Origin of the sequence: Candidatus Electronema sp. PJ, assembly GCF_048287395.1 — a bacterium.
In the GTDB taxonomy this organism is placed as follows: domain Bacteria; phylum Desulfobacterota; class Desulfobulbia; order Desulfobulbales; family Desulfobulbaceae; genus Electronema.
In genome coordinates, this window is record NZ_JBLWEO010000024.1 from 103,087 (window position 1) to 127,608 (window position 24,522).

26 protein-coding genes are annotated in these 24,522 nt (G+C 52.7%); 19 read left to right on the top strand and 7 right to left on the bottom strand.

Features of this window, described 5'->3' with window-relative positions:
* Positions 1-113: 113 nt before the first annotated feature.
* The 3 genes from yfcD to ACNKIB_RS03540 all read right to left on the bottom strand — a co-directional run bounded on the left by yfcD (position 114) and on the right by ACNKIB_RS03540 (position 4,988).
* Positions 114-608 (bottom strand): NUDIX hydrolase YfcD, encoded by a 495-nt coding sequence (gene yfcD / locus ACNKIB_RS03530; protein WP_417909166.1) that lies wholly within the window; start codon positions 606-608, stop codon positions 114-116.
* A complete protein-coding gene (rlmKL, locus tag ACNKIB_RS03535; protein WP_417909167.1) occupies positions 595-2,799 on the bottom strand; it encodes a bifunctional 23S rRNA (guanine(2069)-N(7))-methyltransferase RlmK/23S rRNA (guanine(2445)-N(2))-methyltransferase RlmL in 2,205 nt (734 codons plus the stop codon). The genes yfcD and rlmKL overlap by 14 nt, the downstream gene beginning before the upstream one ends.
* 125 nt (positions 2,800-2,924) lie before the next feature.
* Positions 2,925-4,988 (bottom strand): response regulator, encoded by a 2,064-nt coding sequence (locus ACNKIB_RS03540; RefSeq protein ID WP_417909168.1) that lies wholly within the window; start codon positions 4,986-4,988, stop codon positions 2,925-2,927.
* Between the two features lie 144 nt (positions 4,989-5,132).
* Here ACNKIB_RS03540 and ACNKIB_RS03545 point away from each other — a divergent pair, with 144 nt between their 5' ends.
* From ACNKIB_RS03545 to ACNKIB_RS03570, 6 genes are all read left to right on the top strand, one after another.
* Complete coding sequence (locus tag ACNKIB_RS03545; protein ID WP_417909169.1) at positions 5,133-5,960, top strand: response regulator; 828 nt, start codon at positions 5,133-5,135, stop codon at positions 5,958-5,960.
* Positions 5,957-7,120 carry a response regulator gene (locus ACNKIB_RS03550; RefSeq protein ID WP_417909170.1) on the top strand — a complete coding sequence of 388 codons (1,164 nt, stop codon included), beginning with the start codon at positions 5,957-5,959 and terminating at the stop codon, positions 7,118-7,120. Before ACNKIB_RS03545 ends, ACNKIB_RS03550 begins: the two co-directional genes overlap by 4 nt.
* Positions 7,121-7,192: 72 nt before the next feature.
* Positions 7,193-7,636: a hypothetical protein gene (locus ACNKIB_RS03555; RefSeq protein ID WP_417909171.1), complete on the top strand. Its 444-nt coding sequence runs from the start codon at positions 7,193-7,195 to the stop codon at positions 7,634-7,636.
* A 134-nt stretch (positions 7,637-7,770) separates the two neighbouring features.
* Complete coding sequence (locus ACNKIB_RS03560) at positions 7,771-8,346, top strand: roadblock/LC7 domain-containing protein (protein ID WP_417909172.1); 576 nt, start codon at positions 7,771-7,773, stop codon at positions 8,344-8,346.
* A 17-nt stretch (positions 8,347-8,363) separates the two neighbouring features.
* Entirely contained in the window at positions 8,364-8,756 is a 393-nt protein-coding gene (locus ACNKIB_RS03565; RefSeq protein ID WP_417909173.1) for a two-CW domain-containing protein, read from the top strand.
* Entirely contained in the window at positions 8,743-9,102 is a 360-nt protein-coding gene (locus ACNKIB_RS03570) for a response regulator (protein ID WP_417909174.1), read from the top strand. The genes ACNKIB_RS03565 and ACNKIB_RS03570 overlap by 14 nt, the downstream gene beginning before the upstream one ends.
* On the opposite strand, the gene ACNKIB_RS03575 is transcribed toward ACNKIB_RS03570, so the two are convergent.
* Positions 9,099-10,589: a two-component system sensor histidine kinase NtrB gene (locus tag ACNKIB_RS03575; RefSeq protein ID WP_417909175.1), complete on the bottom strand. Its 1,491-nt coding sequence runs from the start codon at positions 10,587-10,589 to the stop codon at positions 9,099-9,101. The two genes, ACNKIB_RS03570 and ACNKIB_RS03575, sit on opposite strands and share 4 nt — an antisense overlap.
* An 81-nt stretch (positions 10,590-10,670) precedes the next feature.
* Here ACNKIB_RS03575 and ACNKIB_RS03580 point away from each other — a divergent pair, with 81 nt between their 5' ends.
* Positions 10,671-10,934 (top strand): hypothetical protein, encoded by a 264-nt coding sequence (locus ACNKIB_RS03580; RefSeq protein ID WP_417909176.1) that lies wholly within the window; start codon positions 10,671-10,673, stop codon positions 10,932-10,934.
* A 150-nt stretch (positions 10,935-11,084) separates the two neighbouring features.
* Here ACNKIB_RS03580 and ACNKIB_RS03585 read toward each other — a convergent pair whose 3' ends face one another.
* Entirely contained in the window at positions 11,085-11,858 is a 774-nt protein-coding gene (locus ACNKIB_RS03585) for a uracil-DNA glycosylase (RefSeq protein ID WP_417909177.1), read from the bottom strand.
* An 18-nt stretch (positions 11,859-11,876) separates the two neighbouring features.
* Entirely contained in the window at positions 11,877-12,209 is a 333-nt protein-coding gene (locus ACNKIB_RS03590) for an FtsB family cell division protein (RefSeq protein WP_417909178.1), read from the bottom strand.
* A gap of 87 nt (positions 12,210-12,296) precedes the next feature.
* Here ACNKIB_RS03590 and ACNKIB_RS03595 point away from each other — a divergent pair, with 87 nt between their 5' ends.
* Complete coding sequence (locus ACNKIB_RS03595) at positions 12,297-12,770, top strand: DUF523 domain-containing protein (protein WP_417909179.1); 474 nt, start codon at positions 12,297-12,299, stop codon at positions 12,768-12,770.
* A 9-nt stretch (positions 12,771-12,779) separates the two neighbouring features.
* Here ACNKIB_RS03595 and tatC read toward each other — a convergent pair whose 3' ends face one another.
* Positions 12,780-13,484 (bottom strand): twin-arginine translocase subunit TatC, encoded by a 705-nt coding sequence (gene tatC, locus ACNKIB_RS03600; RefSeq protein ID WP_417909180.1) that lies wholly within the window; start codon positions 13,482-13,484, stop codon positions 12,780-12,782.
* A gap of 192 nt (positions 13,485-13,676) precedes the next feature.
* Between tatC and serS the strand changes: the two genes are divergently transcribed.
* From serS to ACNKIB_RS03655, 11 genes are all read left to right on the top strand, one after another.
* On the top strand, positions 13,677-14,948 hold the full coding sequence (serS, locus tag ACNKIB_RS03605; protein ID WP_417909181.1) for a serine--tRNA ligase: 1,272 nt from the start codon (positions 13,677-13,679) through the stop codon (positions 14,946-14,948).
* Between the two features lie 97 nt (positions 14,949-15,045).
* Positions 15,046-16,011: a hypothetical protein gene (locus ACNKIB_RS03610; RefSeq protein WP_417909182.1), complete on the top strand. Its 966-nt coding sequence runs from the start codon at positions 15,046-15,048 to the stop codon at positions 16,009-16,011.
* A 150-nt stretch (positions 16,012-16,161) separates the two neighbouring features.
* A complete protein-coding gene (locus tag ACNKIB_RS03615; RefSeq protein ID WP_417909183.1) occupies positions 16,162-16,356 on the top strand; it encodes a hypothetical protein in 195 nt (64 codons plus the stop codon).
* Positions 16,340-17,815, top strand: coding sequence for a UDP-N-acetylmuramate:L-alanyl-gamma-D-glutamyl-meso-diaminopimelate ligase (gene mpl, locus ACNKIB_RS03620; protein WP_417909184.1), 1,476 nt, complete (start codon positions 16,340-16,342; stop codon positions 17,813-17,815). Before ACNKIB_RS03615 ends, mpl begins: the two co-directional genes overlap by 17 nt.
* Positions 17,799-18,077, top strand: a complete 279-nt coding sequence (locus ACNKIB_RS03625) for a BrnT family toxin (RefSeq protein ID WP_417909185.1) — start codon at positions 17,799-17,801, stop codon at positions 18,075-18,077. Before mpl ends, ACNKIB_RS03625 begins: the two co-directional genes overlap by 17 nt.
* Complete coding sequence (locus ACNKIB_RS03630; protein ID WP_417909186.1) at positions 18,055-18,369, top strand: BrnA antitoxin family protein; 315 nt, start codon at positions 18,055-18,057, stop codon at positions 18,367-18,369. The genes ACNKIB_RS03625 and ACNKIB_RS03630 overlap by 23 nt, the downstream gene beginning before the upstream one ends.
* Positions 18,370-19,120: 751 nt before the next feature.
* The gene (locus tag ACNKIB_RS03635) at positions 19,121-20,938 is read left to right on the top strand and encodes an ATP-binding protein (protein WP_417909187.1); all 1,818 of its coding nucleotides are present in this window, start codon (positions 19,121-19,123) and stop codon (positions 20,936-20,938) included.
* 28 nt (positions 20,939-20,966) lie between these two features.
* Positions 20,967-21,569, top strand: a complete 603-nt coding sequence (locus ACNKIB_RS03640) for a VOC family protein (RefSeq protein WP_417909188.1) — start codon at positions 20,967-20,969, stop codon at positions 21,567-21,569.
* Between the two features lie 75 nt (positions 21,570-21,644).
* Positions 21,645-22,784, top strand: coding sequence for a Re/Si-specific NAD(P)(+) transhydrogenase subunit alpha (locus tag ACNKIB_RS03645; RefSeq protein WP_417909189.1), 1,140 nt, complete (start codon positions 21,645-21,647; stop codon positions 22,782-22,784).
* Positions 22,785-22,792: 8 nt separating this feature from the next.
* Entirely contained in the window at positions 22,793-23,095 is a 303-nt protein-coding gene (locus tag ACNKIB_RS03650) for an NAD(P) transhydrogenase subunit alpha (protein ID WP_417909190.1), read from the top strand.
* A complete protein-coding gene (locus ACNKIB_RS03655) occupies positions 23,092-24,468 on the top strand; it encodes an NAD(P)(+) transhydrogenase (Re/Si-specific) subunit beta (protein ID WP_417909191.1) in 1,377 nt (458 codons plus the stop codon). Before ACNKIB_RS03650 ends, ACNKIB_RS03655 begins: the two co-directional genes overlap by 4 nt.
* The last annotated feature ends 54 nt before the right edge of the window (positions 24,469-24,522 follow it).

Below are 24,522 nucleotides of genomic sequence, written 5' to 3' on the forward strand. Positions count from 1 at the left end.
TTGGCTCGGTAAGAAAGGAGTTGAAGTCGGCAAAACTCCTCTGTGGCCAAGCCAAACTCCTTTGTAATCGAGCAAGAAAGGAATATTTTCTAGGGGTTAAGCAGAAAACACCGCTACAGGAGAATTTTCTGGAGCAACACAATCCCATCTGGCGTGAACGGTTCCTGCTGACTGAGTTGCAGAGCCGCTGCGGGCGACAGAAATAGCCCAGATTCCACCTCTTCCTTCTGAAGGACAAACGACCCTTCATGCACGCAGCGGAAAACCCGGCCCCAAACCCGGTTGTTTTCGTCCTCGTAATATTGGTCAAAGAGAAAAGCGAGCTGCCCGCCGCTTACGCCCAGTTCTTCGGCCAGCTCGCGTTCGGCGGACTCTTCGTAGCTTTCCCCAGCTAGAACCACTCCGCCTGCGGCCACGTCCCAATAGCCAGGGTAAATATCTTTGCTCTGGGTGCGCTTCTGAATGAACAGCTCACCAGCCGAGTTGAACACGAGAATATAGCAGGCCCGGTGGGTGAGTCTCTGCTCCCGCATCAATTGACGGCTGATCACCCCGATTTCCTGGTTGTCCTGATCAACAAGCTGGACAATCTCCTCACTTGGCTTCATCTGCCTGCTCCTCCTTTTCGACGCGATGGCGGAACTGCCAGCAGCGATGCGGCTTGCTCTCGATAAAATCACGCGGCACGGTCTTGGCCGTGAGTTCTTTGACCATAAACTCCTGCTCCAAGTTCTCGTCGAGTTTGAACTTACTGAAGTTGGTGGAGAAAATCAAGGTGCCGCCCGCAATCAGCCGCTGCATGGCTAAACGCAGCAGTTCAGGATGATCCTTCTGAATATCAAAAACCAAGTCTTTATGGCGGGAATTGGCAAAAGTAGGCGGGTCAACAAAGATCAGACCATAGTGTTCTCGGCAGGAATTTTTGAGCCAAGTGATACAGTCGTCCTCGACAAACTGATGCAGCCAGCCGCCATAGCCGTTAAGGGCGAGATTGGCTTGGGCACGGAGTAAATACTTCTCAGAGAGATCAACAGTCTTGGTCGAGGTCGCGCCGCCCATAGCCGCATAAACTGTGGCCGAGCCAGTGTAGGCAAAAAGGTTGAGGAAGGTCTTGCCTTGCGCCAGCGCGGCCAGCATGGCTCTGGTTTTGCGGTGATCAAGGAAGAGGCCGGTGTCCAGGTAATCGGTGAAATTGACGAGAAAACGGCCACCGCCCTCATGTACCTCGTACAACTTGCCGATTTCGCCCTCTTTCTGGTATTGCTCCTTGCCGCGCTGCCGTTCCCGGCTTTTGATGAAGATCTGCGAGTGCGGCACTTGCAGCAGGTGGCGGATTACTTGCAGAGCCTGGTTGAACCGCTCTTTGGCCTTTTCCGGCGCAACTGAGGCAGGTGCGGCATATTCCTGCACATGCACCCATTGCTCGTAGAGATCAACCGCGAGGTTGAATTCGGGGATATCAGCATCATACACCCGGAAGCAGGTAATGCCGTTTTCTTTTGCCCACGGGAAAAGAGCCTGACAATTTTTGCGCAAACGATTGTGGAAATCCTGGGCAGGCAGTTCTGGGTCGGTTTCAGCCAGCGGCCAAACCTGCGGCTCCTGCTCCGTGCCGCCGGGCGAGACCGCAGTCAAGAGGCGGCATTTGAGCGGGCCGTTGTACAGCCGGTGCCGCTCCTGCCAAGACAGACCGAGCATGTCGGTCATCTCTGGGTTGGCGGTGAAAAAGCCCATGCGCCAGCCAGGAAAGCTGATGCGGAAGATTCGCCCTAAGCAGCGGTAGAGATATTTGACCGCTTCCTTTTCTGAGAGCCGCTCGCCATAGGGCGGATTGGTGATCAACAGCCCTTGTTCGGTCGGCGGTTTGAGCTGGGCTATCTGCCGTTGCTTGACTGTGATCCGGTCAGCCAGCCCAGCCTTGGTAATGTTTTTGCGGGCCGAGGCCACAGCCTTGGGATCAGCATCATAGCCGATAATATGCGGCCACTCGCTGTCTGCTAGCTGGTCTTCTCGCTCCAAGGCTTCAGCAATGAGCTTTTCCCAGAGCTTGGGATTATGGCCAAGCCAAGCCATAAAGCCAAAATGCTCGCGGAGCAAGCCAGGGGCTGAATCGCCCAGCATCAGGGCTGCCTCAATCAGCAGCGTCCCTGAGCCGCACATCGGGTCAAGCAAACAGGAATCCGCATCCATGCCTGGCCGTACCCCTGCAAGTTGGCAGATAGCGGCTGCCAAGCTCTCCTTAAGCGGTGCTTCGCCGCCATCTTCCCGATAACCCCGTCGGTGCAGGCTTTCACCGGACAAATCTAAAGACAGCGAGGCCGCTGTTCCCTCTACATGCAAGTTGATGCGGATGTCAGGGCTGCGGGTATCCACATCAGGCCGCTTGCCGGTCTGGCGGCGGAACTGATCGGCAATCGCATCCTTGATCTTGAGGGCAGCATACTGGCTGTGGTTCAGCTTAGTATTGGCCAAAGTGCAGCTGACCGCAAAGGTCTTGTTGCCACTGAAATGCCTACCCCAGTCGATTTTCACGGCCTGCTCATACAGATCGTCTGGATTCTCAGCAACAAACTGGGCTAGTTGCAGGAGAATGCGGGAGGCAAAGCGAGACCAGAGACAAGCGCGATAGGCTGACTCTAAACCGGCGGATTGCCAATGCACGGCACCTGGTGAGGTCGTCACTTCCAGGCCGCCAAAGGAGATCATCTCCTCTTTGACCAAGTCCTCTAGTCCGGCTCCGCAAGTAGCGGCAAAATGAAAGGGTTCTGCTTTTTTGGGTCGAGAGCGGACTGCGGTCATGGCTAGCAAGGGTATGATGTATTAACGGGAGAGGAAGCCTACCCAGTTTCTTCTGAAAGCCGGGCGCAAAGGCTCAAAGGATATACGAAGCCGCTGCTTTTTCCAAACAAAAAAGCTGTCTCGGCCTATTTGCCAGGGAACTCAGCAGTCGTATCGGGCGGCGCAGCTTCCGGTAAGGTGATCTCAACCAAAGCCCCTTTCCCCTCTTGTCCATCCATCGTCACTGTGCAGTTCATGGCGGTGAGCATCTTCTTGACAATGGTCAGGCCTAAACCGGTGCCGTTGATTCGAGTGGTGAAAAAAGGCTTGAAAAGCTGCTTTCTGACATGGGGCGAGAAGCCGCAACCGTTGTCCTGAAAGCGGAGTTGGATGCACTGCGGCTTGCTCCGGGCCAGCGAGATGGAGATGACTGGGCTAGCCTGCTTTTTTAGGGCATTGACCGAGTTGGTCAGCAGATTGAGGAGCACTTGGTGCAGAGCGCGTTCGTCAGCTAAACAGAATAATACCCCCTCAGCAACCAGCTCTAAGCGGATACCTTTGTGCCGTAGATCTTGCTCATGCAGGCGTTTAAATTTCTGGACAAAGGCGGTGAGATCAAGGGGGGCGGGCTGCTGGTTCTCCAGGAGATTAAAATTTTTCAAGGCTGAAAGCAGGTACTCCATCCGGTTGATCTCGCCCATTGAGCGGTCAAGAAACTCCCTGATCTTTTCCCGGCCAAGGCTATCCATCTGCCGCCGGAGGACACTGAGAGCCATTTTGAGCGAGTTGAGCGGATTGGCCAGCTCGTGCCGAACTCCTGAGAAGACAAAGCCGACATTTTCCATCAAATTGGCAGCAGCAGCTATACACTCCAAGCGTTTTTTTTCGGTTTGATCGCGCCGGATAACGCAATAGCTGCTCATCTGGCCCTGGCCGTCCTTGACCGGTACTACTGCTGCCAACTCCTCGTAGAGGCTGCCATCCTTGTGGTAGCTGCTGAGTTCGCCGTGCCACTGTCCGTTTCGAGCCGCGCAGTTAAAAAGTTCCGGCCAGGTAGGCTGCTCTTCCCCACCGCCAGGCAGGTTGCTCAATTTACTCCCGACCAGTTCTTCCGGCGGCCAGCCAGTGACAGACTGGCTGGCTGGATTGGCATAGATGATCTGGCCCTCTGGGTCAGTGATCAGTACGCAATCAGCGAATTCCCGGATCGCTGCAGCTAGCCTACGCCGCTCCTCTGACTCTTGACTCCGCTGTAAAGCTGTGCCAATCACATCTGCAGAGATCATCATTGCCCGTACTAACGAGGATTCCCAGGAACGCTTGGCTAAACTACAATCAAAACCGAGGCAACCACGCACATTCTGGCCCACATAAACCGGCAGAATCAGGCAGGTACGGATATTATGCTTCTCCATTTCCTCTAGCACCGAGGCGGGCAAGGCACTGTCCACGCCGATCAACGGTCTGCCGGTTTTCAACGCGGCAGCAGGCGACCGCCAGCCAGCGAGCAGGTCAATGCTGGAACATTCGGGCGGGCAGTCTGGCCTTGCCCAAGAGTAATCTTGCTGTTCTGTCGTATCCTCGGCGAAAATACGGAGATAGACATGCTCGCAATTGACTGTGCCGCCTAAATAGCTCAGGATTTCGCTGATCACATCCTGCCAGCGCGGAGTTTGCAGAAAAGTTTTGGCCACGTAATTGACCGCACAGAGGATCTGATCTCTTTGCAGCAGGTTACGCCGCACCTGTTCCTGCATGATCAGCGATTCCTTAAGCCGCTCATTGGTCAAGGCCAGATCGCGGGCCTGCTGGGCCAGCTTCTCGGTGGCCATTTTGCTTTGGAGAACATTCCGCACCCGGACGCAAAGTCGATCCTTGCTAATTGGCTTACGGAGAAAATCCGCCGCGCCCGCGCCGAAACTGCGGAATTCGCTTTCATCTTGTTCTGCGCCAGTGAGAAAAATCACTGGTATGCCAAGAGTGTCGGCATCAGCCTTCAGCTTCCGGCAAACATCAAAGCCGGAAATGTCTGGTAGATTGATGTCAAGAAGGATTAAATCAGGATGCTCTGTTTTGGCCAGATTGAGGCCAGCCCTGCCATCAGCCGCCTTGAGCACCTGATATTTTTCCTGCTCCAGGACGTGATGGAGCAGCCCCAGAACCGCAGGCTCGTCGTCAACCGCAAGAATGCGGGCAGCTTCGGTGTTCATCGCGTTTTTCCGGTCAGAATTTGTTGCGGCTTCTGTCAGATTTCTGTTTATTTCAGCCGGAGTTGCTGCTAACATGAGAGCCGCAGGACCGCTCCCTGCCGCCTGCGGAGCAGTTCTTCCCCCAGCAGCAAGGAGGCGCAGACCATGCAAACCGCAGATCAGACTGATATCAGTATAACCCCCGCAACGGGTAAAGACAATCTTCCGCCCACATCCGCCTTGAAACAGGTGCTGATTGTGGACGACGACCCGGCTCTGCTCCTCAGCATTTGCGCCGGATTGGAGGGCAACCCTTGCTTCAGGGCAGTGACAGCGGCCAGCGGCAGAGAGGCCTTAGACATCATCGACAGCGGCGGCCTTGATCTGGCTGTGCTTGACATCAGTATGCCTGATATGGACGGCATCCAGCTGCTGCTGGCTTTAAGTGAATCTTTCCCTGAAATTCCCAGCATCGTCATGACTGGTTTCAGTTCGCCAGTTATGAAGCAGGAGCTGAAGCAGGCGGGCGCGCTGACCGTTTTAGAAAAACCACTGGACATCGATACGCTAGAGTACGAGATCACTAGGGCCTTGGATGGATGGAGCGGACGCAGCAGCTGCCTGCCGCTGGAAATCTTCCTCCAACTGGCGGCGATGGAGCATAGAACTATCCATCTTAAAGTCTTCCGCCCTGAGGACAGGGCCTGCGGCAGCTTCTTTTTCCGGGATGGTCTGCTGATTGATGCGGAGCAGGGCGAGCTGACTGGCGACAGCGCGGTCTTGGCCATGCTCGAATGGCAGGAATTCACCCTGGGACTGAAGGAATATAGGCCGCCCTTCCCTGAGCCGCGTGTCAATTCCGCTTTGGTCTATCTGCTCCTTAACACCTCCTGTCGCCTGGATCAGTACGGCAGCAGTGACTGCTTGGATAGAGTGCGGAAGGAGCTACTCCGCCTCCAGCGGCAGAACAAGTCCAAAATCGTCCGCCGATGAAGCAGGTTCTGATCGTTGATGACGAGCCGGAGCTGCTCCTGAGCATCAAGTCCGGCTTTGAGCATAACGGACACTTTCATGTGCTGACAGCGGAAAACGGAAGGGATGCCCTTGACCTCCTTGATCGGAACAGAATTGATCTGGTAGTCACAGATCTGCGGATGCCGGTGATGGACGGCATCGAGCTGCTCTCGGTGATGAGCGAATCCTTTCCTGAGGTGCCGCATATTGTCATGACCGCCTTCGGCACTCCGCTGATTGAAAAGCAGCTCAAAAAGGCTGGCGCGCTCAATGTGCTGGATAAGCCTTTAGACATCGAAGCGTTGGAAATGGCGATCAGTAAGGCCTTGGATGTCCATGAGGAGCAAAGCCGCAGTCTCTTCGGTCTCTCGTTGAGTAGTTTCCTCCAGATGGTGGCAATGGAGGAAAAAACCGTGCATATTAAGGTGTTTCATCCCTCCGGTAGGAATGGTAGCCTATTCTTTCGCGAGGGAGAGCTGATCGACGCAGAGGTTGATCATCTGACCGGTGACGCAGCGGCCTTAGAGATGCTGGCCTGGGAGGATACTAGGGTAAGCATGAAGGAGTTTCCCTCCCCTGCGCCTGGTACTCGGATGCAGTCTGAGCTACTGCCGCTTCTCTTCGCGGCAGCCAAGCATGAAGAAGCGTATGGCCATGATGAGGACTTCAGCAATCCTTTGGAGACAGCCAGACAGGAGCTGGCCCGACTTAAGGAAGAACAGTATCAACCAACTGCTCCTACAATCACTTTGACAGCAACAGGAGAAAACATGGGCATCAAAGACCTACTCAAGAAGATGGCGGATGAGATGGACGGCGTGCTGGCTATTCAGGTGACCGGGATGGACGGCATCACCTTGGCTCTGCACAACCCAACCGGCGCAGACGTGGAGGCATTTTCCGCGAAGTTTGCAATGGTGATGAAGCTGGTTGAGAAATCGGTGGATTCGCTCAAGGGGTTGGGCGAGCTGGAGGAAAATCTGGTACAGACCAAAAACGCCTGGATTCTCACCCGCTTCATCACCCCACAGCACTACGTTGGCATTGCAGTCAGCCGGGAAGGCACCCTCGGCAATATGCGTCTGGTTGCCCAGCGGTATATCGAGCATCTGCGCAAGCTGCTGGCCAAGCCGGAATAGGTAGTCCTGTTCATTATTTTTTTCAAGACAAAAGGGGAGCGCATGGCAGCGGAAGCGGAAAGCAAAAAACAGATGCGTTTGATGAGCCTCATGATCGCTGGTATGGCCAAGTCACTGCATGAGATGTTCGGTGAGGCGGCCTTAGCTGTGATGAGCGAAACCGGGAGAAGCATCCTTGAGATTTTAGAGCAGGAGATGGGGCTGAAGATCGAGGGCAAGGAGCCAGCCGCCGCCCTGGCCAGCATAGGCCGAACATTCACCGAAGAGCTGGGTTTTGTCGGTTCCTTCGCGGTTAAGCAGGACGGAAATCGGCTGATCGTGACTGTGCAGGGCTGCCAGGGTTGGGATATGACCCAGGCAGTCCTGAAGACCACAGGCATGGAGACTCCTTTCACCTGCCCGATCATGAATGTCTGTCAGGCCGCCCTGATCCGCATGGGCAGGCCAGCCCGGAAGTCGATTGTACCTATTCCGGCAGCACACGGCTCAACTATCACCTTCACCTTGGTGGAATAGCGGCAGGCGGAAAAAACAGGGATTTTTTCCTTACAATTCCGCACTGCCCTGCCTTTTCTGTTGATCGTCCTTCTCCGTCGCTGTTTTTTCTGTTAAAATAAAAAAATCCTGCTCCCCTCAACCAAGGATCAGCTATGGATGTGCAGAAAAAACTGTCCCGACTGGCAGCAATAGATGGCTTTCTCGGCACGGCTCTGTTTTCCGCCGAGGGTCGTCTGTTGGCCAAATGTGAACCCTTTGACCTTGATCTGAAGCTCGTCGCCTCCCTTGCCAACAGAGCACTGGTCAATGCCCAGAAGACCGCTATTGACATGGGCTTTGGCCGCTGCCAGTTCACCTACATCCATACGGAAAAAGCCTTAATCCTGCTTCGCTGCCTGAACGAGGGCAGGAACCCGCTGCGGGCTGAACCTGGTAAGTGCCACATTCATCTGGTACTGTTGGTTGACAACCCAGACAGCCTCGGTATCGCCAAGCTGGAAATCAACAAGGTGATTGAATCGTTAGCCGAGGATTTCCGAATGCCGGAAATCGTCCTGCCACCAAAGCGGAAGCCGCAGCCGCCCGCTCCCAAAAAAGAAGCGCAGAAGGCCAAGCCACCTGCCGCACCCCAGGAGCGGCACCTGCGCGACGTGGCAGAATCCTTGGACAACGAGAACATTGATGCGGTCTTTGACGGCCTGTTGATGCAGCCCGCAAATCCGCTCTAAACGGCATGGGGACAGGCATGGCGAAACGGAACTGCTGGGAGGTAAAGCAGTGCGGGCGGCAGCCGGGCGGGATCAATGCAAAGCGGGATGGCATCTGTCCTGCCGCCACCCTGACTGCAATCAACGGTACTAACGGCGGACTCAACGGCGGTCGGGCTTGCTGGGCGTTAACTGGCACTATGTCTGGGCCTGCCGACAAGGTTCAGGGTACCTTTGCCCGTGATCTCAGTAGTTGCTATGCTTGTAAATTTTATGAGCAGGTAATGTGCGAAGAGCTGGACAATTTTGAAGGCACGGTGCAGATTGTGCGCAAACTGCGTGATCGCATCGCGCAGGCCGCCAATTTTCCTTTTATCCAACCCGGATCAGGTCATGGAACCACCGAAGAAGAGATGCGTGCTGGCAGTTGACGATACGCCCAGCTATCTCATGTTGCTGAACATGATTTTACAGAAGCAATATGCAGTAAAGGCCGCACCAAAGGGGGAAATAGCCCTGAAAATCGTTCGGCAAGATCCAAGCGCAGTGGATTTAATCCTCTTGGACATCATGATGGACGGCATGGACGGCTTTGCCGTTTGCCGGGAACTCAAGGCAGATCCAGCGACGGCGCATATTCCAGTTATTTTCATCTCTGGCAAAGAAGACGGCGAAGACCGGAAAAAAGGGTTAGCCCTTGGCGCAGCAGACTTTATCGTTAAGCCTTTTGCGGCTGACGCAGTCTTAACAACTGTGGCCCAGCAGCTGCCAGGCTAATCAGGCTCTGGGTGACTGCCGAGAGTTACCACAAAAGTCGTTCCTACCCCTTCTTTACTCTGCACAGTGATGGTTCCACCGTGCTTCTCCACGATATTTTTCGTAATCGCCAAACCCAAACCAGTACCACGGTTTTTATCGGTGTAGAAGGGGATGAAAATTTGCGCCATCTTCTCCTCAGACATGCCGCAGCCCGTGTCAGCAATCTCTAGTCGTGCGCCATGTTCCGGGAGTGACCGGGTACGAACAGTAAGCGTACCGCCTTTTTCTGACATGGCATGAACAGCATTGAAGACAATGTTGAGGAGCACCTGATAGATCTGCTCTCCATCCATCAGAATTTCCTCTCGCGAGGAATCAAGATCCAGAACTGGCTTGATCTGTTTAACTGTAAATTCCGCTTCCATGAACACAGCCATCCGTTCGACCAAACCATTCAGCGAGCCAGGTGCAAGAGTCAGGTCTTTAGGCCGGGCAAAATCGAGAAACTCCCGGACAATGCCATCGAGCCGGGTAGTTTCCTGAACGATAATACCTGCTAGATGCTCATTGCCTGGCGCAACCTTACTAATCCTCTTACCAATAATCTCGGCTGTGGAGCGAACAATGCCGAGCGGATTTTTAATCTCATGCGAGACAGAAGCAATCATCTTCCCCAAAGCAGCCAAGCGCTTGGACTCATGCAGCTGTTTCTCTAACTCCCGCCGTTCTTCTGCTCTCGCTTCCATAATCCGATCTGCGCGGATCACAATCGCACTCAGGACAGCAAAGAGAATACTCATCACCAGCAGCGAGAACAGGATGATCTTCAGTTGCAGCGAGAACAAGGCCTCCATGTCTGCTGAGAGATCCTGGGTCACAGCCACCACGCCCATGATTTCTCCTGCTGAAGCTCCCCTGTCCTGCCGAAAAGGTACATAAGTTTGGAGTTGGCTCGAGACTGGCAAACTGCCAGGCAGGAGCAGATTGAGCATGGAGCCGCTCGACATCAGCACCGTGGAGCTTTCACCCAAGAGGGCTTTCTGATACTCAATGCCACCGGCGTTTTTCTTGCCCACCAACTCTACTTCGGTTGAATAGGAGATGATGTTTTCTTTGGAGTCAAAGATCGTTACCGACTTAATGCTCATGCCTCGCGTGATGTCGGTGATGATAAGATCAAGCTGCCCGAATTGCACCGGATCAGACAGGGCAATCCGCCCGTAGCGGACAAAGGTCGGCAGGACAAAGAGGTAAAAAACCTGCCGGTTCAGGCTTTCTGCGAACATGCGCGAATAGATTTCGCTCCGCTCCAGGATGGTCTTGCGGGTGTTCTGGGAAAAACTCCAGGTCAGAATCAGGGAAGCCAGCAGGATCACGGTCAGGGAGGTAAAGGAAAAATATTTGACTAAGGCAAAGGGCTGCTGCCCGCCAATTACTTCCTGCTGCTCTGTACCGCTGCTCGGTTTTACCGATTTTTTGGTGAAATGGGATAAGTGAAAGCTCATTCTGACCAAGGGGGAAAAGGAGAACACCATTCATCCAAGTATTGTACGGAGTTCTCAGCAAAGAGACAATCCCTTCCGCTGTTGAGCTGCGGAAATTCTCTGCTCAGGAGATTCAGGCTTCAGAAAATAGACCTCTTACCCAAGATACTGCCAGTCGTTGCCAGCAATCGCCCTGTTGAATACGGGCTTGCAGAGGTACTTGGCGACTCCGCCGCCGAAATTCGTCGCGAATTATACTCGGTCGGCAAGGAGTTTAGCCGAGCCGCAAAGGAGTTCTGCCGACTTGCAGAGGAGTTTGGCCGAGTAGGAAAGGAGTCTGGCCGACTAACCAAGGAGTCCGGCTGAGTTGCAAAGGAGTTTGGCCAAGCCGCAGAGGAGTTTTGCCGACTTGGAAAGGAGTGCGGCCAAGCAAAACTCCTTGGTGGCCGAGTACAACTCCTTTGTAACCGAGGCGAAAAGTTATCCAAATCAACAGGACTGCTGTCAGAGGCCTGATTAACGCAGTCGCCCCTGGAGCATCTTTAAATCTTCCCAGGCGGCTCCTTTCAACTCTGGCTGTTGCAGAAGAAAGCGGGGATGGTATGTGGCCACCACGCGCGCTTGAGGAGCTACAGGCAGACAGCAAGGATGGAATTTCCCCCGCAAACGCAGCAGCGGCGCAATGCTGCCGATCAACACCTGCGCCGCCATTTCTCCCATTGCACAAATTAGAAGCGGCTGACAGAGCCGCAGTTCCTGCTCAAGCCAGAATAAACATCCTTGCCTGGCGGCATTGGCTTGGGGTAACGTCTGTTGCCCGCATTTTATAAGATTAGTTACATAAAGAGCGTCTTGGTTCAGTTGGATTGCGGCCATCATCCGCCAGAACAGCGCGTCTTCGTCCCGGCCCCAGATCAATTTTTCCATTGGCGGAGTGCTGCCGAGAAAGCAGTCGCCGACCACCAGTAGCCGGGGGGAGATTTTGCCTAAACCCAGTACCGGCGTAGATACCAACGAGCACCGCTGACACCCGGCAAGCTGCTGGGTAAGTTCGTTGAGATGAGAGACAGGCTCGTGTTGTGCAACTGCGACGCGAGCCGGTTGTTGAGCAGGAACTGGCTGTTCTTGCCGAACCTGCTGCGGGGCTACTGCTGTCCGTGTTGCTGCAAATCGGCGCAACTCTGGGGTCGCAGGATAATGGTTCAAACCGAGAGCAAGATGGCAGGCAAGCAGGCCGCGAATCTGCTGGAGGAGCTGGCGCAGCGAGGCTGGATCAGGAGTTCTCTGCAAGACAAGGGTAACGGGGTGTTATGGGATTATTTTGCCTTCTGGCTCGTTATTTTCGTCGTTGCTTTCCGGGCTTGGTTCAACAGGCTGGATTGGATCAACATAATACACCTCCTCATTCTTCTTCAACATCCCGTATTTTTCGCGGGCAATCTTTTCCAAATATTTCACATCATGCTTGAGCAGACGGATTTCCTCGCGCAGCTGGGCTGTTTCCTGTTGAAGTCGCTCGTTATCTAGCCGCATGACTTCGGTCTTCTGTTTGACCTGCATATAGGAGCGCAGACTGCGGCCTGGCGCAAAGGCAAGCAGGAGCAGGGCCAGAATAAAGACAATGGGCAGAAGCCGAGCCAATGCTCTTTTCTCTCTCCTATTGAAGCCCTGTCTCTGACGCTGCACCCCTTCTCCTTTTTTCAAGTGCTTTTTGCTGCGAACAACCCAATGATTAAGCTGGATGAGACGGCGCAAGAAGGGTATAGTTCTTCTTTCTTCTCCACCATGCTTACACATAACTCTCAACGCTGTCTTGTCAGTAGCTGCCTGCTTGGTCTCTGTACCCGCTATGATGGACAAAGTAAACCAGACAGTCGCTGCTTAACTCTGCTGCAAAATCTTCATTACATCCCAGTTTGTCCAGAGCAACTCGGCGGTTTAGCCACACCCCGCGTGCCGGCAAACCTAACTGGCAGTGGGGAACAAGTGCTCGCAGGCTGTGCTACGGTCATTACCCAGGAAGGCACCGATGTCAGCCAACAATTCATCGCTGGTGCCAAGGCTGTCTTGCAAATTGCCCAAATGCAGAAGATTCAGCTGGCCCTGCTCAAAGCCAAAAGTCCCTCCTGTGGCTTGAAGCCGCAAGTTGGCGTGACTGCTGCCCTGCTGCTGCAACATGGCATTCAAGTCATAGAGTTTTAGTCTGTCCTTCTACTGTCTGTCAATCCGCAAGAGACGGATGACGAGAATTCCGGCCTCGTACAGCAGGTAGAGCGGGCCGCCCATTAAGAGCATGTTCACCACATCAGGCGTGGGAGTCAGCAGTGCAGCGAGGATGGCAATGGCGAGAATGGCGAAGCGACGGTTTTTGGCATAGAACTGCTGCGACAGTGCGCCAGTTTGGGCAGAAAAAACCATGAAGACGGGCAGCTCAAAGATCAAGCCAAAGGCGAGCACAAAGATGGCCACGAAATTAACAAAGCTGCCAATGGCGATGTGGGGCTTCAGGTGTTCTGACTGAAAACCAAGCAAGAAACTTGCTCCGTAGGGCAAAGTAACAAGGCAGCAGAACAAGGCTCCTACGTAAAACAGGGCGCAGGTGGCTAAGGTGAACCAGAAGAGCTTCTTGCCAGTCACGCCAAAAGGTTTGCCCAGGGCCTGCCAAAGAATGTGCATGAAGAGTGGCATCAACAGGCAGACTGCGGCAAAAAAGGCGACCTTGACATGGGCAAGAAAGGGTTCGGCCACAGAGAAAAAATACAGCCTCTCGTGCAAATGCTGCTGAAAGGCCCCTATCAAATCAGCGGAGAGAAAGAAGAGGGCAACGGTCAGGGCCAGCAGGCTGAAGGCTGCAAGGCGGAGTGATTTGCGCAGCTCCGCAAGAAAAAGCACGATGTTGGTATAATGCTGCTTCATAGACTGCTGGAAGGCGGAAAAGTTCAGAGGCAAAAGCCGCCCGCCTGCCCCTGCCTGCGGCGACCTTATCTTATGTAACAAACCTACAGAGCAAAATCAATTGAATACCCGTTGCGGAGAGTCTCGCACCGTGCTAAAAAGTCTGATAGCCTGCTGACATTGCTTTTTAACTTTCTCTTTTTGGTTCCTATTATGCTTGAATTACGTTTCATCCGGGAAAATATCGCCTTTGTCCGAGAAAGATGCCTCCGCCGAGGCATGAACACGGAAATCATCGACACCTTTGCCGCCACTGATGCCCGACGACTGACCTTGTTGGCCGAAACCGAGCAGTTGAAAAATCAGCGCAACATCGTCTCTAAAGAGATCGCCGTTCTAAAAAAGGCAGGCGACGAGGCCAAGGCCGAGCCGCTGATTCTGGATATGCGGCAGGTTTCTGACCGGATTGCCGAACTGGATCGCATCCTCGCGGAAATTCAGGTACAGCTGGAAGATGCCGTGATGTCTATCCCCAATCTCTGCGACGACTCGGTAGCTGCGGGCAAGGACGACAAAGACAACGTTGAGGTTAAACGCTGGGGCAAGATCCCGGAGTTTTCCTTTCAGCCTAAGCCGCACTGGGAAATCGGCGAGCAACTTGGCATCCTTGATTTTGAAACAGCAGCCAAACTCTCTGGTGCCCGTTTCTGTCTGCTCAAAGGTTTCGCCTCCCGGCTGTCCAGGGCCTTGATCAATTTCTTCCTTGATCTGCACACCCAGAAGCACGGCTACACTGAGTTCCTGCCGCCCTTCATGGTCACGGCGCAAACCATGACCGGCACCGGCCAATTGCCGAAATTCAAGGAAGACCTGTTCAAACTGGAGGGCCGCGATCTCTGGCTGATCCCGACCGCCGAGGTGCCGTTGACCAATATTCACGCCAACGCGACCCTAAACGAGGTCGAGCTGCCGCTTAAATATACCGCCTACACGCCCTGCTTCCGTTCTGAGGCAGGCTCTTATGGCAAAGACACCAGAGGGTTGATCCGCCAGCATCAGTTTGACAAGGTAGAGCTGGTGAAATTCGTCACGCCAGAGACCTCTAGTCAGGAGTTGGAATTTCTGCTTGCTGATGCGGAGGAGGTGCTGCAACTGCTGGAATTACCTTATCGAGTGGTGGCCCTTTGCGCTGGTGATTTGGGGTTTTCTTCGGCCAAGACCTACGATATAGAAGTCTGGCTGCCTGGCCAGAACACCTACCGGGAGATTTCCTCCTGCTCTAACTTCCTCGACTTTCAGGCGCGGCGAGCAGGCATCCGCTATCGCCCCGAAGGCGAGAAGAAGAGTCGGCTTGTCCACACCCTAAACGGCTCCGGCCTCGCAGTAGGCCGCACCTTGCTGGCCATCTTGGAAAACTACCAGCAAGAAAACGGTACAGTGCAATTACCCAAGGTGCTGATGCCGTATTTCACGGACCACTTCTGAGATGGCAGAGTGCTGTCACCTGTTCTTCGCTTGACACCTCGCGTGCGGATTGGTATCACTAATTAAGTGCAAATATATCCTTTTCGCGGGAAAATACATGAATTACATGATGAGAATAATCCTTTCCGTCGCCATTTCACTCACCTTGATCGTCGGTTGCCTTCTCACGCCAGCAGCGGCGGCGGAAAAAGAGGAAGAGCTGTTGCGGGCGGTTGAAGAGGTTGTACGTCAGTACCGGGCTGAAGAGGAAGTAAAACAGGAAGAACCTGCGGTCAGTCAAAATGCGGCTCCAGTCACCCCGCAGTCTGACAATACCCCTGCCCAGCAGCCGCAGGTGGAACCGCACAAGCCTGCTGAAGATATTAACGTGAACATCTGGCAGCAACTTGCCGGAGCTTCTCCTGCTCCCAATCTTGGAACTGAGCAGGGCAAGACTTCTCTCCCTACCGCGCCCCCGGCGGGCAACGTTGTTCAGCAGCTCCAGAATTCTTCCAGTCCTGGCGAGCCAACAGCGGTTGCTGCATTATCTGTTGCCAAGGACGACATTATCGTCACGATTGAAGAAGCTCTCCGTCAGTACCGGGCCAATGATTTCGCCGGAGCGATTTCTAACTTGGACTACGCTGCTCAGTTAATTCGCCAGAAGAAAAGCGAACGGATGAAGGCTCTATTGCCCACCCCCCTATTTGGTTGGCTCGCCAAAGAACCAGCAGCCAAATTCTTAGGCACAGCAGTGTTCGGAGGTGGCTCGACGGTCAGTCGCGATTACTACACCAGCGTTGGTGCGGCACTTTCGGTCGAGATCGTCTCGGATTCACCTGTTCTCCAGTCGATTATCATGATGCTCAATAATCCCCTATTTGCCGGTGCCTCTGGTGGAAACCTGCAAACGGTCAAGCAGCAGCGAGCCATCATCAAATACAACGCCAACGACCGCAGCGGCGAAATCAACATTGTCGTGGACAGTCGTTTTATTGTCACAGTCAAAGGTCGAGCTGTTGATCAATCCATGCTGCTTGCTTATGCCGAGGCCGTGGATTTCGAGGCATTGGCAAAGAATTAGCGATAATCAGATCGGATTTCTAAAAAATTCTCCCAAGGAGTGCTGCCAAGGTTTTCCTTGCGTGAGATAACCTCAGCCGCCCGAACTGAACTGGCCTTCTTCCGGGCGGCTGAGGTTTCTTTTCTTTTTCACGCCATACAATACAAGAAGATGCCTGAACAGAAAGGACAGCCCTTTGTCCGCCCCGTGACTGACGAGGCAGTGCTGAAAGCGACCAAGGAGATCATGGTCAAATTCATCGAGATCGGCAAGGTGACTCCGGCGAATTTTGAGGAGCATTACGAGCGGGTTTTCAACACCATCAAGAAGTCGGCGAGAGAGTTGAGCGATGACAGCGCAGCTTGATCCGCAGCTCAATTATGCGCCGGAGCATATCCGCCATATCCACCTGATGGGCATCTGTGGCACAGCGATGGCCGCTTTAACTGGGATGCTCAAGGAAAGCGGTTACGTGGTCAGCGGCTCAGATCAGAACGTTTATCCGCCGATGTCGGATTTTCTCGCGCAGGCTGGCATCACGGTGATGCAGGGCTACAGGCCGGAAAATCTGGAGCCGCGCCCGGATTTGGTCATCGTCGGCAACGTCATCCGGGCCATTTACCCGGAGGCGCAGCGGCTGGCCGAGCTGCGCATTCCCTACCTCTCCATGCCGCAGGCTCTGGGGCATTTTTTCCTGCACAGCGCAATCAAGCCATTGGTTGTGGCCGGAACGCACGGCAAAACCACGACATCCTCGCTGCTGGCGACGGCTCTGCACCGAGCTGACCGCTCGCCGGGCTTTTTTATTGGCGGGATTGTCGAAGCATTCGGTAGCAACTACCGCATCGGCAGAGGCGACTGTTTCGTGATTGAGGGCGACGAGTACGACACCGCCTTTTTCAACAAAGTTTCCAAGTTCCTGCACTACCGGCCCTTCTGCGCCATTGTCACCTCGATTGAATTTGATCACGCCGACATTTTTGCTGATTTGGAGCAAATCAAGGCTTCCTTCGGTGAATTTGTCCGCCTGATTCCGGCAGAAGGCGCGTTAATTGCCTGCATGGACGATCCAGTGGTGGCGGAAATTGCCGCGCTTTGTCCTGGTCAGGTAATCGGCTACGGTAGGGGCGCGAACTGCCGCTGGCAGCTCCGGGATTTTGCCGCTGCCGGGCTTGGCTCGACTTTTGCCGCTTGGAAAGACGGCAGCCTGTTCGGTGAATTTTCGCTGCCCATGCCGGGCAAGCACAATGCGCTCAATGCCTTGGCCGTGATCGCTCTGCTGGAGCATCTTGGCCTCAGCTATGAGGAAATCCGGCGCGGGCTGGCTTCCTTTGAGGGCGTGAAGCGGCGGCAGCAGGTGCGCGGCGAAGTCAACGGCATCACGGTAATTGATGATTTCGCTCATCATCCCACCGCCGTGCGCGAGACAATCAGCGCGTTGCGGCTGGCTTGGCCTCATCGCCGCCTGCTGATTGTTTTTGAGCCGCGCACCAACACCAGCCGCCGGGCGGTCTTTCAGCGGGAATACGAGACGGCCTTTGTCGGCGCGGACATGGTGGTGGTGCGGGAGATTATGCCGCTTGATCACGCCGCGCCGGGCGACAGCTTTTCCTCGCAGCAGCTGGCAGCGGCCCTGAACCAGCAGGGCATTCCGGCGGAGTATTTTCCCGACACCGATACCATTCTTGCTTTTCTGCTGGCGCGGGCACGGCCTGGTGATGTGATCGCCATTCTTTCCAACGGCGGGTTTGACAACATTCATGTGCGGCTGCTGGAGGGCTTGCGTGCCTTGCCGGGGCCAATTCATTATGGAACTGAGCTTTGATCCAGAGAAGAATGAAACCAACATACGAGAGCTTGGCCTGTCATTCACAATGGTTGAGAATTTTGACTGGAATTCTGCCGTTATCGTGGAAGATGTCCGGGAAGACTATGGCGAGCGCAGATATCAAACTCTCGGTTTTGTTGATGGCCATCTGCACATGGTCGTCTTTACTCCGCGAAACGGCAAAATTCATGTGATCAGTTTTCGACGCGCCAACAAAAAACGTGAAAGGAAAAAATATGGCGAGCAAACCAAATCCTGAAAAAATTACTCGCGATAATCCTGAAGTTACCGACGAGTGGTTTGCTCAGGCTAAACCAGCTTCCGCTGTTTTGCCAGAGTTGTTCGGTGCTGTTGTTGCAGCGGAAATGCTTAAACCAAAACGTCGCAATCGTCCGGCGTTAGAACAAACTAAAACTCCGGTCAATATCCGATTAGATACAGAAATCGTCAGCGCGTTTAAAGAAATGGGAGCGGGCTGGCAGGCAAGGATTAATGACGCTCTTAAAGATTGGCTTAAAACTCATTCAATTGCTGCGCAACGTAAAACGTAAAGTTTTGGCTGCGGAGTATTTTCCCGACACCGATGCCATTCTTTCCAATGGCGGGTTCGATAAAATTCATGTGCGGCTATTAGAGGGATTGAATGCCTTGCCGGGCTGATCGCGACGACTGGCAGCAACTGCTTGCCACGGTGGAAAATTTTTCGCCACTGCTCCCAAATCAGCCTGGCAGACAACCCGTGGTCGCCTCAACCAAAGTTTAGTTTGCCTCAAACTAAACTTATTTTTGACGGACAACATGTTATTCGAGGTAAATCACATGTTGTTTACCACAAATGAAAATTTGTTTTAGCGGATAACATTTCGTTTGAGGTAAACGAAAATTTCTTATGACAGACAACATGTTGTTTGCGGCAAATTAAACTTTATTTTGGCGGACAACATTTCATTTGCGGCGTTTCAATATGATCTGAGGCTTTTTTAAAAGGAAAAAGCGTGCTTTTTGGTGAACGGGATATATTTTTGTTCGGAGCAAAGAAAACGTGCTTTTCGGCAGAAAAAACGCGAGCGCAGGCAAAAAAACGCTTGGCCGCCTTTTCAATATGAGCAGACTGCTGCCCCTTGCAGCGCACCGCGTTTCGGGCTACGAAACTCCGCTACAATCTGTGGCAGAACACTCTGTTCGGTAGCTGGCGCAGGTCAATCTATGTGATAGCCCTTCTCTCAAACGGCTGATTTGATAATATTCATCGCGGCTGCTGGAGAGTTTGAGGATAATCTAACTTCTATATCAACTATAATTATGAATCTACTTTCTGTGTCTATAGAAAATTTTCGCTGCTATCAGGCGGAAGTTAAAGTTGATCTTTCTGATCTTACAGTATTTATCGGGAAGAACGACAGTGGAAAATCTTCTGTTCTCGAAGCGTTGGAGGTGTTTTTTAATAATGAAACTGTCAAAATAGAAAAGGATGACTGTAATATTTATAGCGATAACAAAGAAATAAAAATCACCTGTGAATTCTCTGACTTCCCAGGAGAACTGACGCTCGATGCTGGAGCGCAGACGACTTTAGCGGAAGAGTATCTTTTGACTAAGGAGGGAACGTTAAAAATTCAAAAACGATATGATTGCAGCAAACAAAGGGTAACAGCAGAGATATTTGTTTTGTCTTATCATCCGACAGCGAAAGATGTAGCCAACCTTCTTGATCTTAAAGAAAAAGAACTGCAAAAATTAGCAAGAGATCGGAACCTTGATTGTCCCATGAAGGGTAATCCTGTCATGCGGAAAGCTATATGGAATTCAGAGCAAGATTTGAAACTTGCTGAAGTGGCAATCCCTGTAAATAAATCTAAAGAAGACAGCAAAAGGATTTGGGAGCAACTGGAAGCACACTTGCCGATATTTGCGCTATTTCAGAGCGATAGAAATAGCACTGACTCAGATGATGAAGTGCAAAATCCCATGAAGGCGGCTGTTTCAGCAGCAATTGCAGAGGTTCAAGATGAAATTGAACAAATTCAGTTGAAAGTTCAAGAGAAAGCGAGAGAAATTGCTGAAAATACGCATCAGGCTTTGAAGAAAATTGACCCAAAGCTGGCAAGCGAATTAACGCCGCAGTTTATTCCTCCCACGCCTGCAAAGTGGACAGGACTCTTCTCAGTCAATATGAATACAGATGGCGGAATACCGCTGAACAAAAGAGGAAGCGGTGTGCGGAGGCTTGTGCTTGTCAGCTTTTTCAAAGCTGAAGCCGAGCGAAAATTGAGAGCAGGTAGCAAACGCAGCATAATTTATGCAATCGAAGAACCTGAAACAGCCCAGCACCCAAACAATCAACGTATCTTAATAGAGTCCTTTAAGTCTTTATCGACAGAGGATGGATGTAAAATTCTTCTTACAACACACAGCCCCGGCTTTGCCGCTGAACTTCCTTCGGAAAGCATCCGTTTCATATCAAAGGATGATACGGGAAAAACAACCGTTGAGTCTGGCGTTGATGTTTTTGGTAACGTTGCAGAGTCACTTGGAGTTATTCCAGATAGTAGGGTGAAATGTTTGCTCTGCGTTGAAGGCCCTACAGATGTGTCCGCCTTTAAATATCTCAGCAAAGCTCTAAATCAAACTGACAGCTCAATTCCTGATTTAACAAAAGATGAACGGGTTGCATTTGTTGTGTTAGGCGGATCAACTTTAAAACATTGGGTTAACGAAAATTACCTGAAATTACTAAAAAGACCAGAAGTCCATATTTATGACAGTGATGTAACTAAAAAATATGGAGACATCGTTAAGGAAGTCAACAAAAGACTGGATGGTTCGTGGGGTGTATTGACCAAGAAGAGAGAGATAGAGAATTATCTTCACCCAAAAGTAATAAAAGAGTCCTGCGGAGTTGACATAGAGATAACAGAACATGTGGATGTTCCAAAGATATTTTCAGAGCCATTTTCTTTCTTGAAAAAATACGATAGAACAATGGGTAAGGACAAAGCAAAAAAACAGCTGGCCGAAAAAGCATTCCCTCTAATGACTGCGGAGATGATCAGAGAGCGTGACCCTGATGGTGAGGTTGAAGGATGGTTCAGGAAGATTGCAGAAATTGTAAATAGTTAATCTTGAAAAAGATCGAAATCTTGACGCGATGAACTTCAAAGGCATCAATCACCTTGCCCTGGTGACAGGCGACATGGAAGCCACCATCCGTTTTTGGCGCGACCTGCTGGGAATGCGCCTGATCAGCGGATTTGGCGAGGCCGGGTTCCGTCATTATTTTTTTGCGATTGATGCAGAAACCAGCCTGAGCTTTTTTGAATGGGACGGCGCACAGCCCGTGGAGCGGAAACTGCATGGCCGCCCGCTCTCCGGGCCAATTGCCTTTGATCATGTCGCCTTTGGGCTGGATTCTGCCGAGACGGTGTGGACGCTAAAAGACCGGCTGGAAGCGGCTGGCTTCCCCTGCTCCGATATGATTGATCACGGCAGCTTTCAGGCTATTTACTCCTTTGATCCCAACGGCATTCCCATCGAATTCTGCTGCGAGGCAGAAGGGCAAGATATTCATCACGAGCTTGCCCTGCATGATACTAACCCGCCGCCTGCGGCCTTAGAAGGCCCAGAGCCGCAGCCGGGCAAATGGCCGGAGGTTGTCAATCCAACACCAGCGACCGAACGGCAGGTGAAAGCTGGAGACGGAAGCGGATTCTTTCAGAAGTGGGCAAAGTTGAGGCGGCATACAGGCGAATAATCAATGATGCTCTATCAAAGGGTATCGCTGACTGTTTGCATTAAGAATATTGGTCAATAACCCAGGGAGCTGCTTATGCGAATTGCGGTCATGAAGGAAACCCATCCTGGAGAAAGGCGGGTTCCCTTGATTCCGGCCACAGCGGACAAACTGGTCAAGCTAGGCGCGGAGGTGGTGGTTGAGTCAGGCCTTGGCTTGAGCTGCCGATTTACTGACGAAGATTACGTCAAAGCCGGAGCGATGGTGGTGAGTAGCTCGCGCAGCGATATACTCCAGTCTGCCGATATGGTGCTCCGTCTGCGCAAACCGCCTGCGGACGAGATTGAGCTGATGCACAAAGGCTGCGTGCATGTGAGCTACCTTGATCCTTTCAATGAGGCCGAACTGGTGGAGCTGCTCCGGCGGGCCGGGATTTCGGCAGTCAGCCTAGAGATGATTCCCCGTACTACGCTGGCTCAGAAAATGGATGTGCTGTCCTCACAGGCCAATATTGGCGGCTACACGGCAGTAATCCTTGGCTCGGAGTATCTGGGCAAAATTTTTCCGATGATGACCACTCCGGCAGGTACGATTAAACCGGCTAGAGTCTTTGTGATCGGCGTTGGCGTGGCTGGATTGCAGGCTATTGCCACGGCCAAACGATTAGGCGCGATGGTCGAAGCCTTTGACACCCGGCCCGTAGTTGAGGAGCAAGTTAAATCCCTGGGCGCAAAGTTCGTCAAGATTGATCTGGGCGAGACCGGTCAGACCAAGGACGGTTACGCCAAAGCCCTCACCCAAGAGCAGCTCGCCTTGCAAAAGGAAGGTATGACCAAGGCCTGCGCCCGCGCTGATGTGGTGATTACAACCGCCCAGCTCTTTGGGCGACCTGCGCCGCGTATTATTGACCGTAAGATGTTGGCAGCAATGCGGCCCGGCTCTGTAGTGATTGATATGGCGGTGGAGAGCGGCGGCAACGTCGAAGGCTCGGAAGTGGATAAGCTGGTTGAAATCGACGGAGTGCAGGTAATCGGTTTCAGTAATCTGCCCAGTCGTTTCGCTGAAACTGCCAGCCAGATGTATTCATCCAATCTTGGCAATTTTATCGAGCATTTCTGGGACAAGAAAGCCAAGGTCTTTAATCTGAACCGCAACGACGAGATCATAAAAGGCGCGCTGATTACGCATGACGGCGAGATTGTCAGCGAGATGTATAAAAGCATCATGAATAAATGAGGGCTAGTATGGAAGCGGTCTATTTATCTTTTGTTTTTGTCTTAGCAATTTTCCTTGGCTTTGAGCTGATTTCCAAAGTGCCCTCAACCCTGCACACCCCGCTGATGTCCGGCTCAAACGCCATTTCCGGCATTCCGCTGATTGGTGCTATCGCTTCTTTGCAGATCGACGACCCATTCTTCTCCACCCTGCTCGGCACTTTGGCTATAGCCTTTGCGGCGGTCAATGTAGTTGGTGGCTACATGGTTACTGATCGGATGCTGAAAATGTTCAAGAAGAAGGAAAAAAAAACTGAGGCACGCGACAAGTGAATCTGTTTATCAACTTTGTCTATATCATCTCGGCAGTTTTGTTCATCTTCGGCCTGAAGATGATGAGTTCTCCAGCCACTGCTCGACAAGGCAACCTGCTCTCTTCGGTGGGAATGCTGATTGCAGTGATTGTGGCCTTGATGAACAACGGGCTAGATTACAAGTGGATCATCCTCGGCATCCTCGTCGGCAGTGGGGTGGGCGCGTATTTGGCCATTAAGGTAGAGATGACGCAAATGCCAGAGATGGTGGCAGTGCTCAACGGCTTCGGCGGCCTGTCCAGCTTGACCTTAGCCTGGGCTGAATACCACCAGCAGCCAGAGATGCCTCTCTTTGTCGCTATCGTTACCTTTCTCTCAATCCTGATCGGCGGCGTGACCTTCAGCGGCTCGATGATCGCCTATGCCAAGCTGGCTGGTAAAATTACCCAGAAACCCGTGACCTTCAAGAGCCAGCACCTCCTTAACGGGGCAATCCTAGGGGCCACTCTCCTCGCTGCCGTGATCTTCTGCGTTAATCCCGGTTCCAGCCTTGGTTACTTTCTTTTCGTCCTGATTGCCTTGGTTTCCTTGGCGTTTGGCGTAACCTCGACCATCCCCATTGGCGGTGCAGACATGCCAGTGGTGATTTCTCTGCTCAACAGTTACTCTGGTTTGGCTGCCTGCGCTGCGGGTTTCGTCATCTCCAACAAACTCCTAATCGTGGCAGGAGCGTTGGTCGGGGCCTCTGGCATCATTCTTACGCAGATCATGTGCAAGGCCATGAATCGGTCGCTGGTGAATGTGCTGTTCTCCGGCTTCGGCAACACCGCGACTTCAGCAGACGGCAACGCCGCACAGGGGGAAATCCGTCCAGCTTCTGCAGAGGATGTGTATTATCTCTTGGAAGCAGCTGACTCGGTGGTCTTTGTCCCTGGCTATGGCTTGGCTGTGGCTCAGGCGCAACATGTTGTCTGCGAGCTAGGTGAACTGTTGGAGAAGAACGACACTGAGGTGAGCTATGCCATTCATCCGGTGGCAGGTCGGATGCCCGGTCACATGAATGTGCTACTGGCCGAGGCTGATGTGCCCTACGACCAGCTTGTGGAGATGGATGACATCAATGCCCGTATGGACAACGTTGATGTCTGTGTGGTGATTGGCGCAAACGACGTGGTTAATCCAGCGGCCTTGCACGACGAGTCTAGCCCGATTTACGGAATGCCCATCATTGAGACCCACAGGGCCAGGGCGGTCATCGTGCTTAAGCGCTCGATGAATCCCGGTTTTGCCGGGATTGAGAACGCCCTTTTCTTTAACAGCAACACCCGCATGTATTTCGGCGATGCCAAGGAGTCTGTCCAAGCTCTTGTCGCCCAGTTCAAGAATAATTAATCAGACCTGTTGCCTCAGCCAGAACACTGGCCAGCAGCAAGCAGGCACCCGCGT

Coding starts and splice junctions, on each gene's coding strand:
- yfcD (WP_417909166.1), bottom strand. CDS start 608: ATGAAGCCAAGTGAGGAGATTGTCCAGCTTGTTGATCAGGACAACCAG.
- rlmKL (WP_417909167.1), bottom strand. CDS start 2,799: ATGACCGCAGTCCGCTCTCGACCCAAAAAAGCAGAACCCTTTCATTTT.
- ACNKIB_RS03540 (WP_417909168.1), bottom strand. CDS start 4,988: ATGAACACCGAAGCTGCCCGCATTCTTGCGGTTGACGACGAGCCTGCG.
- ACNKIB_RS03545 (WP_417909169.1), top strand. CDS start 5,133: ATGCAAACCGCAGATCAGACTGATATCAGTATAACCCCCGCAACGGGT.
- ACNKIB_RS03550 (WP_417909170.1), top strand. CDS start 5,957: ATGAAGCAGGTTCTGATCGTTGATGACGAGCCGGAGCTGCTCCTGAGC.
- ACNKIB_RS03555 (WP_417909171.1), top strand. CDS start 7,193: ATGCGTTTGATGAGCCTCATGATCGCTGGTATGGCCAAGTCACTGCAT.
- ACNKIB_RS03560 (WP_417909172.1), top strand. CDS start 7,771: ATGGATGTGCAGAAAAAACTGTCCCGACTGGCAGCAATAGATGGCTTT.
- ACNKIB_RS03565 (WP_417909173.1), top strand. CDS start 8,364: ATGGCGAAACGGAACTGCTGGGAGGTAAAGCAGTGCGGGCGGCAGCCG.
- ACNKIB_RS03575 (WP_417909175.1), bottom strand. CDS start 10,589: ATGAGCTTTCACTTATCCCATTTCACCAAAAAATCGGTAAAACCGAGC.
- ACNKIB_RS03595 (WP_417909179.1), top strand. CDS start 12,297: ATGATTAAGCTGGATGAGACGGCGCAAGAAGGGTATAGTTCTTCTTTC.
- tatC (WP_417909180.1), bottom strand. CDS start 13,484: ATGAAGCAGCATTATACCAACATCGTGCTTTTTCTTGCGGAGCTGCGC.
- serS (WP_417909181.1), top strand. CDS start 13,677: ATGCTTGAATTACGTTTCATCCGGGAAAATATCGCCTTTGTCCGAGAA.
- ACNKIB_RS03610 (WP_417909182.1), top strand. CDS start 15,046: ATGAATTACATGATGAGAATAATCCTTTCCGTCGCCATTTCACTCACC.
- ACNKIB_RS03615 (WP_417909183.1), top strand. CDS start 16,162: ATGCCTGAACAGAAAGGACAGCCCTTTGTCCGCCCCGTGACTGACGAG.
- mpl (WP_417909184.1), top strand. CDS start 16,340: ATGACAGCGCAGCTTGATCCGCAGCTCAATTATGCGCCGGAGCATATC.
- ACNKIB_RS03625 (WP_417909185.1), top strand. CDS start 17,799: ATGGAACTGAGCTTTGATCCAGAGAAGAATGAAACCAACATACGAGAG.
- ACNKIB_RS03630 (WP_417909186.1), top strand. CDS start 18,055: ATGGCGAGCAAACCAAATCCTGAAAAAATTACTCGCGATAATCCTGAA.
- ACNKIB_RS03635 (WP_417909187.1), top strand. CDS start 19,121: ATGAATCTACTTTCTGTGTCTATAGAAAATTTTCGCTGCTATCAGGCG.
- ACNKIB_RS03640 (WP_417909188.1), top strand. CDS start 20,967: ATGAACTTCAAAGGCATCAATCACCTTGCCCTGGTGACAGGCGACATG.
- ACNKIB_RS03645 (WP_417909189.1), top strand. CDS start 21,645: ATGCGAATTGCGGTCATGAAGGAAACCCATCCTGGAGAAAGGCGGGTT.
- ACNKIB_RS03650 (WP_417909190.1), top strand. CDS start 22,793: ATGGAAGCGGTCTATTTATCTTTTGTTTTTGTCTTAGCAATTTTCCTT.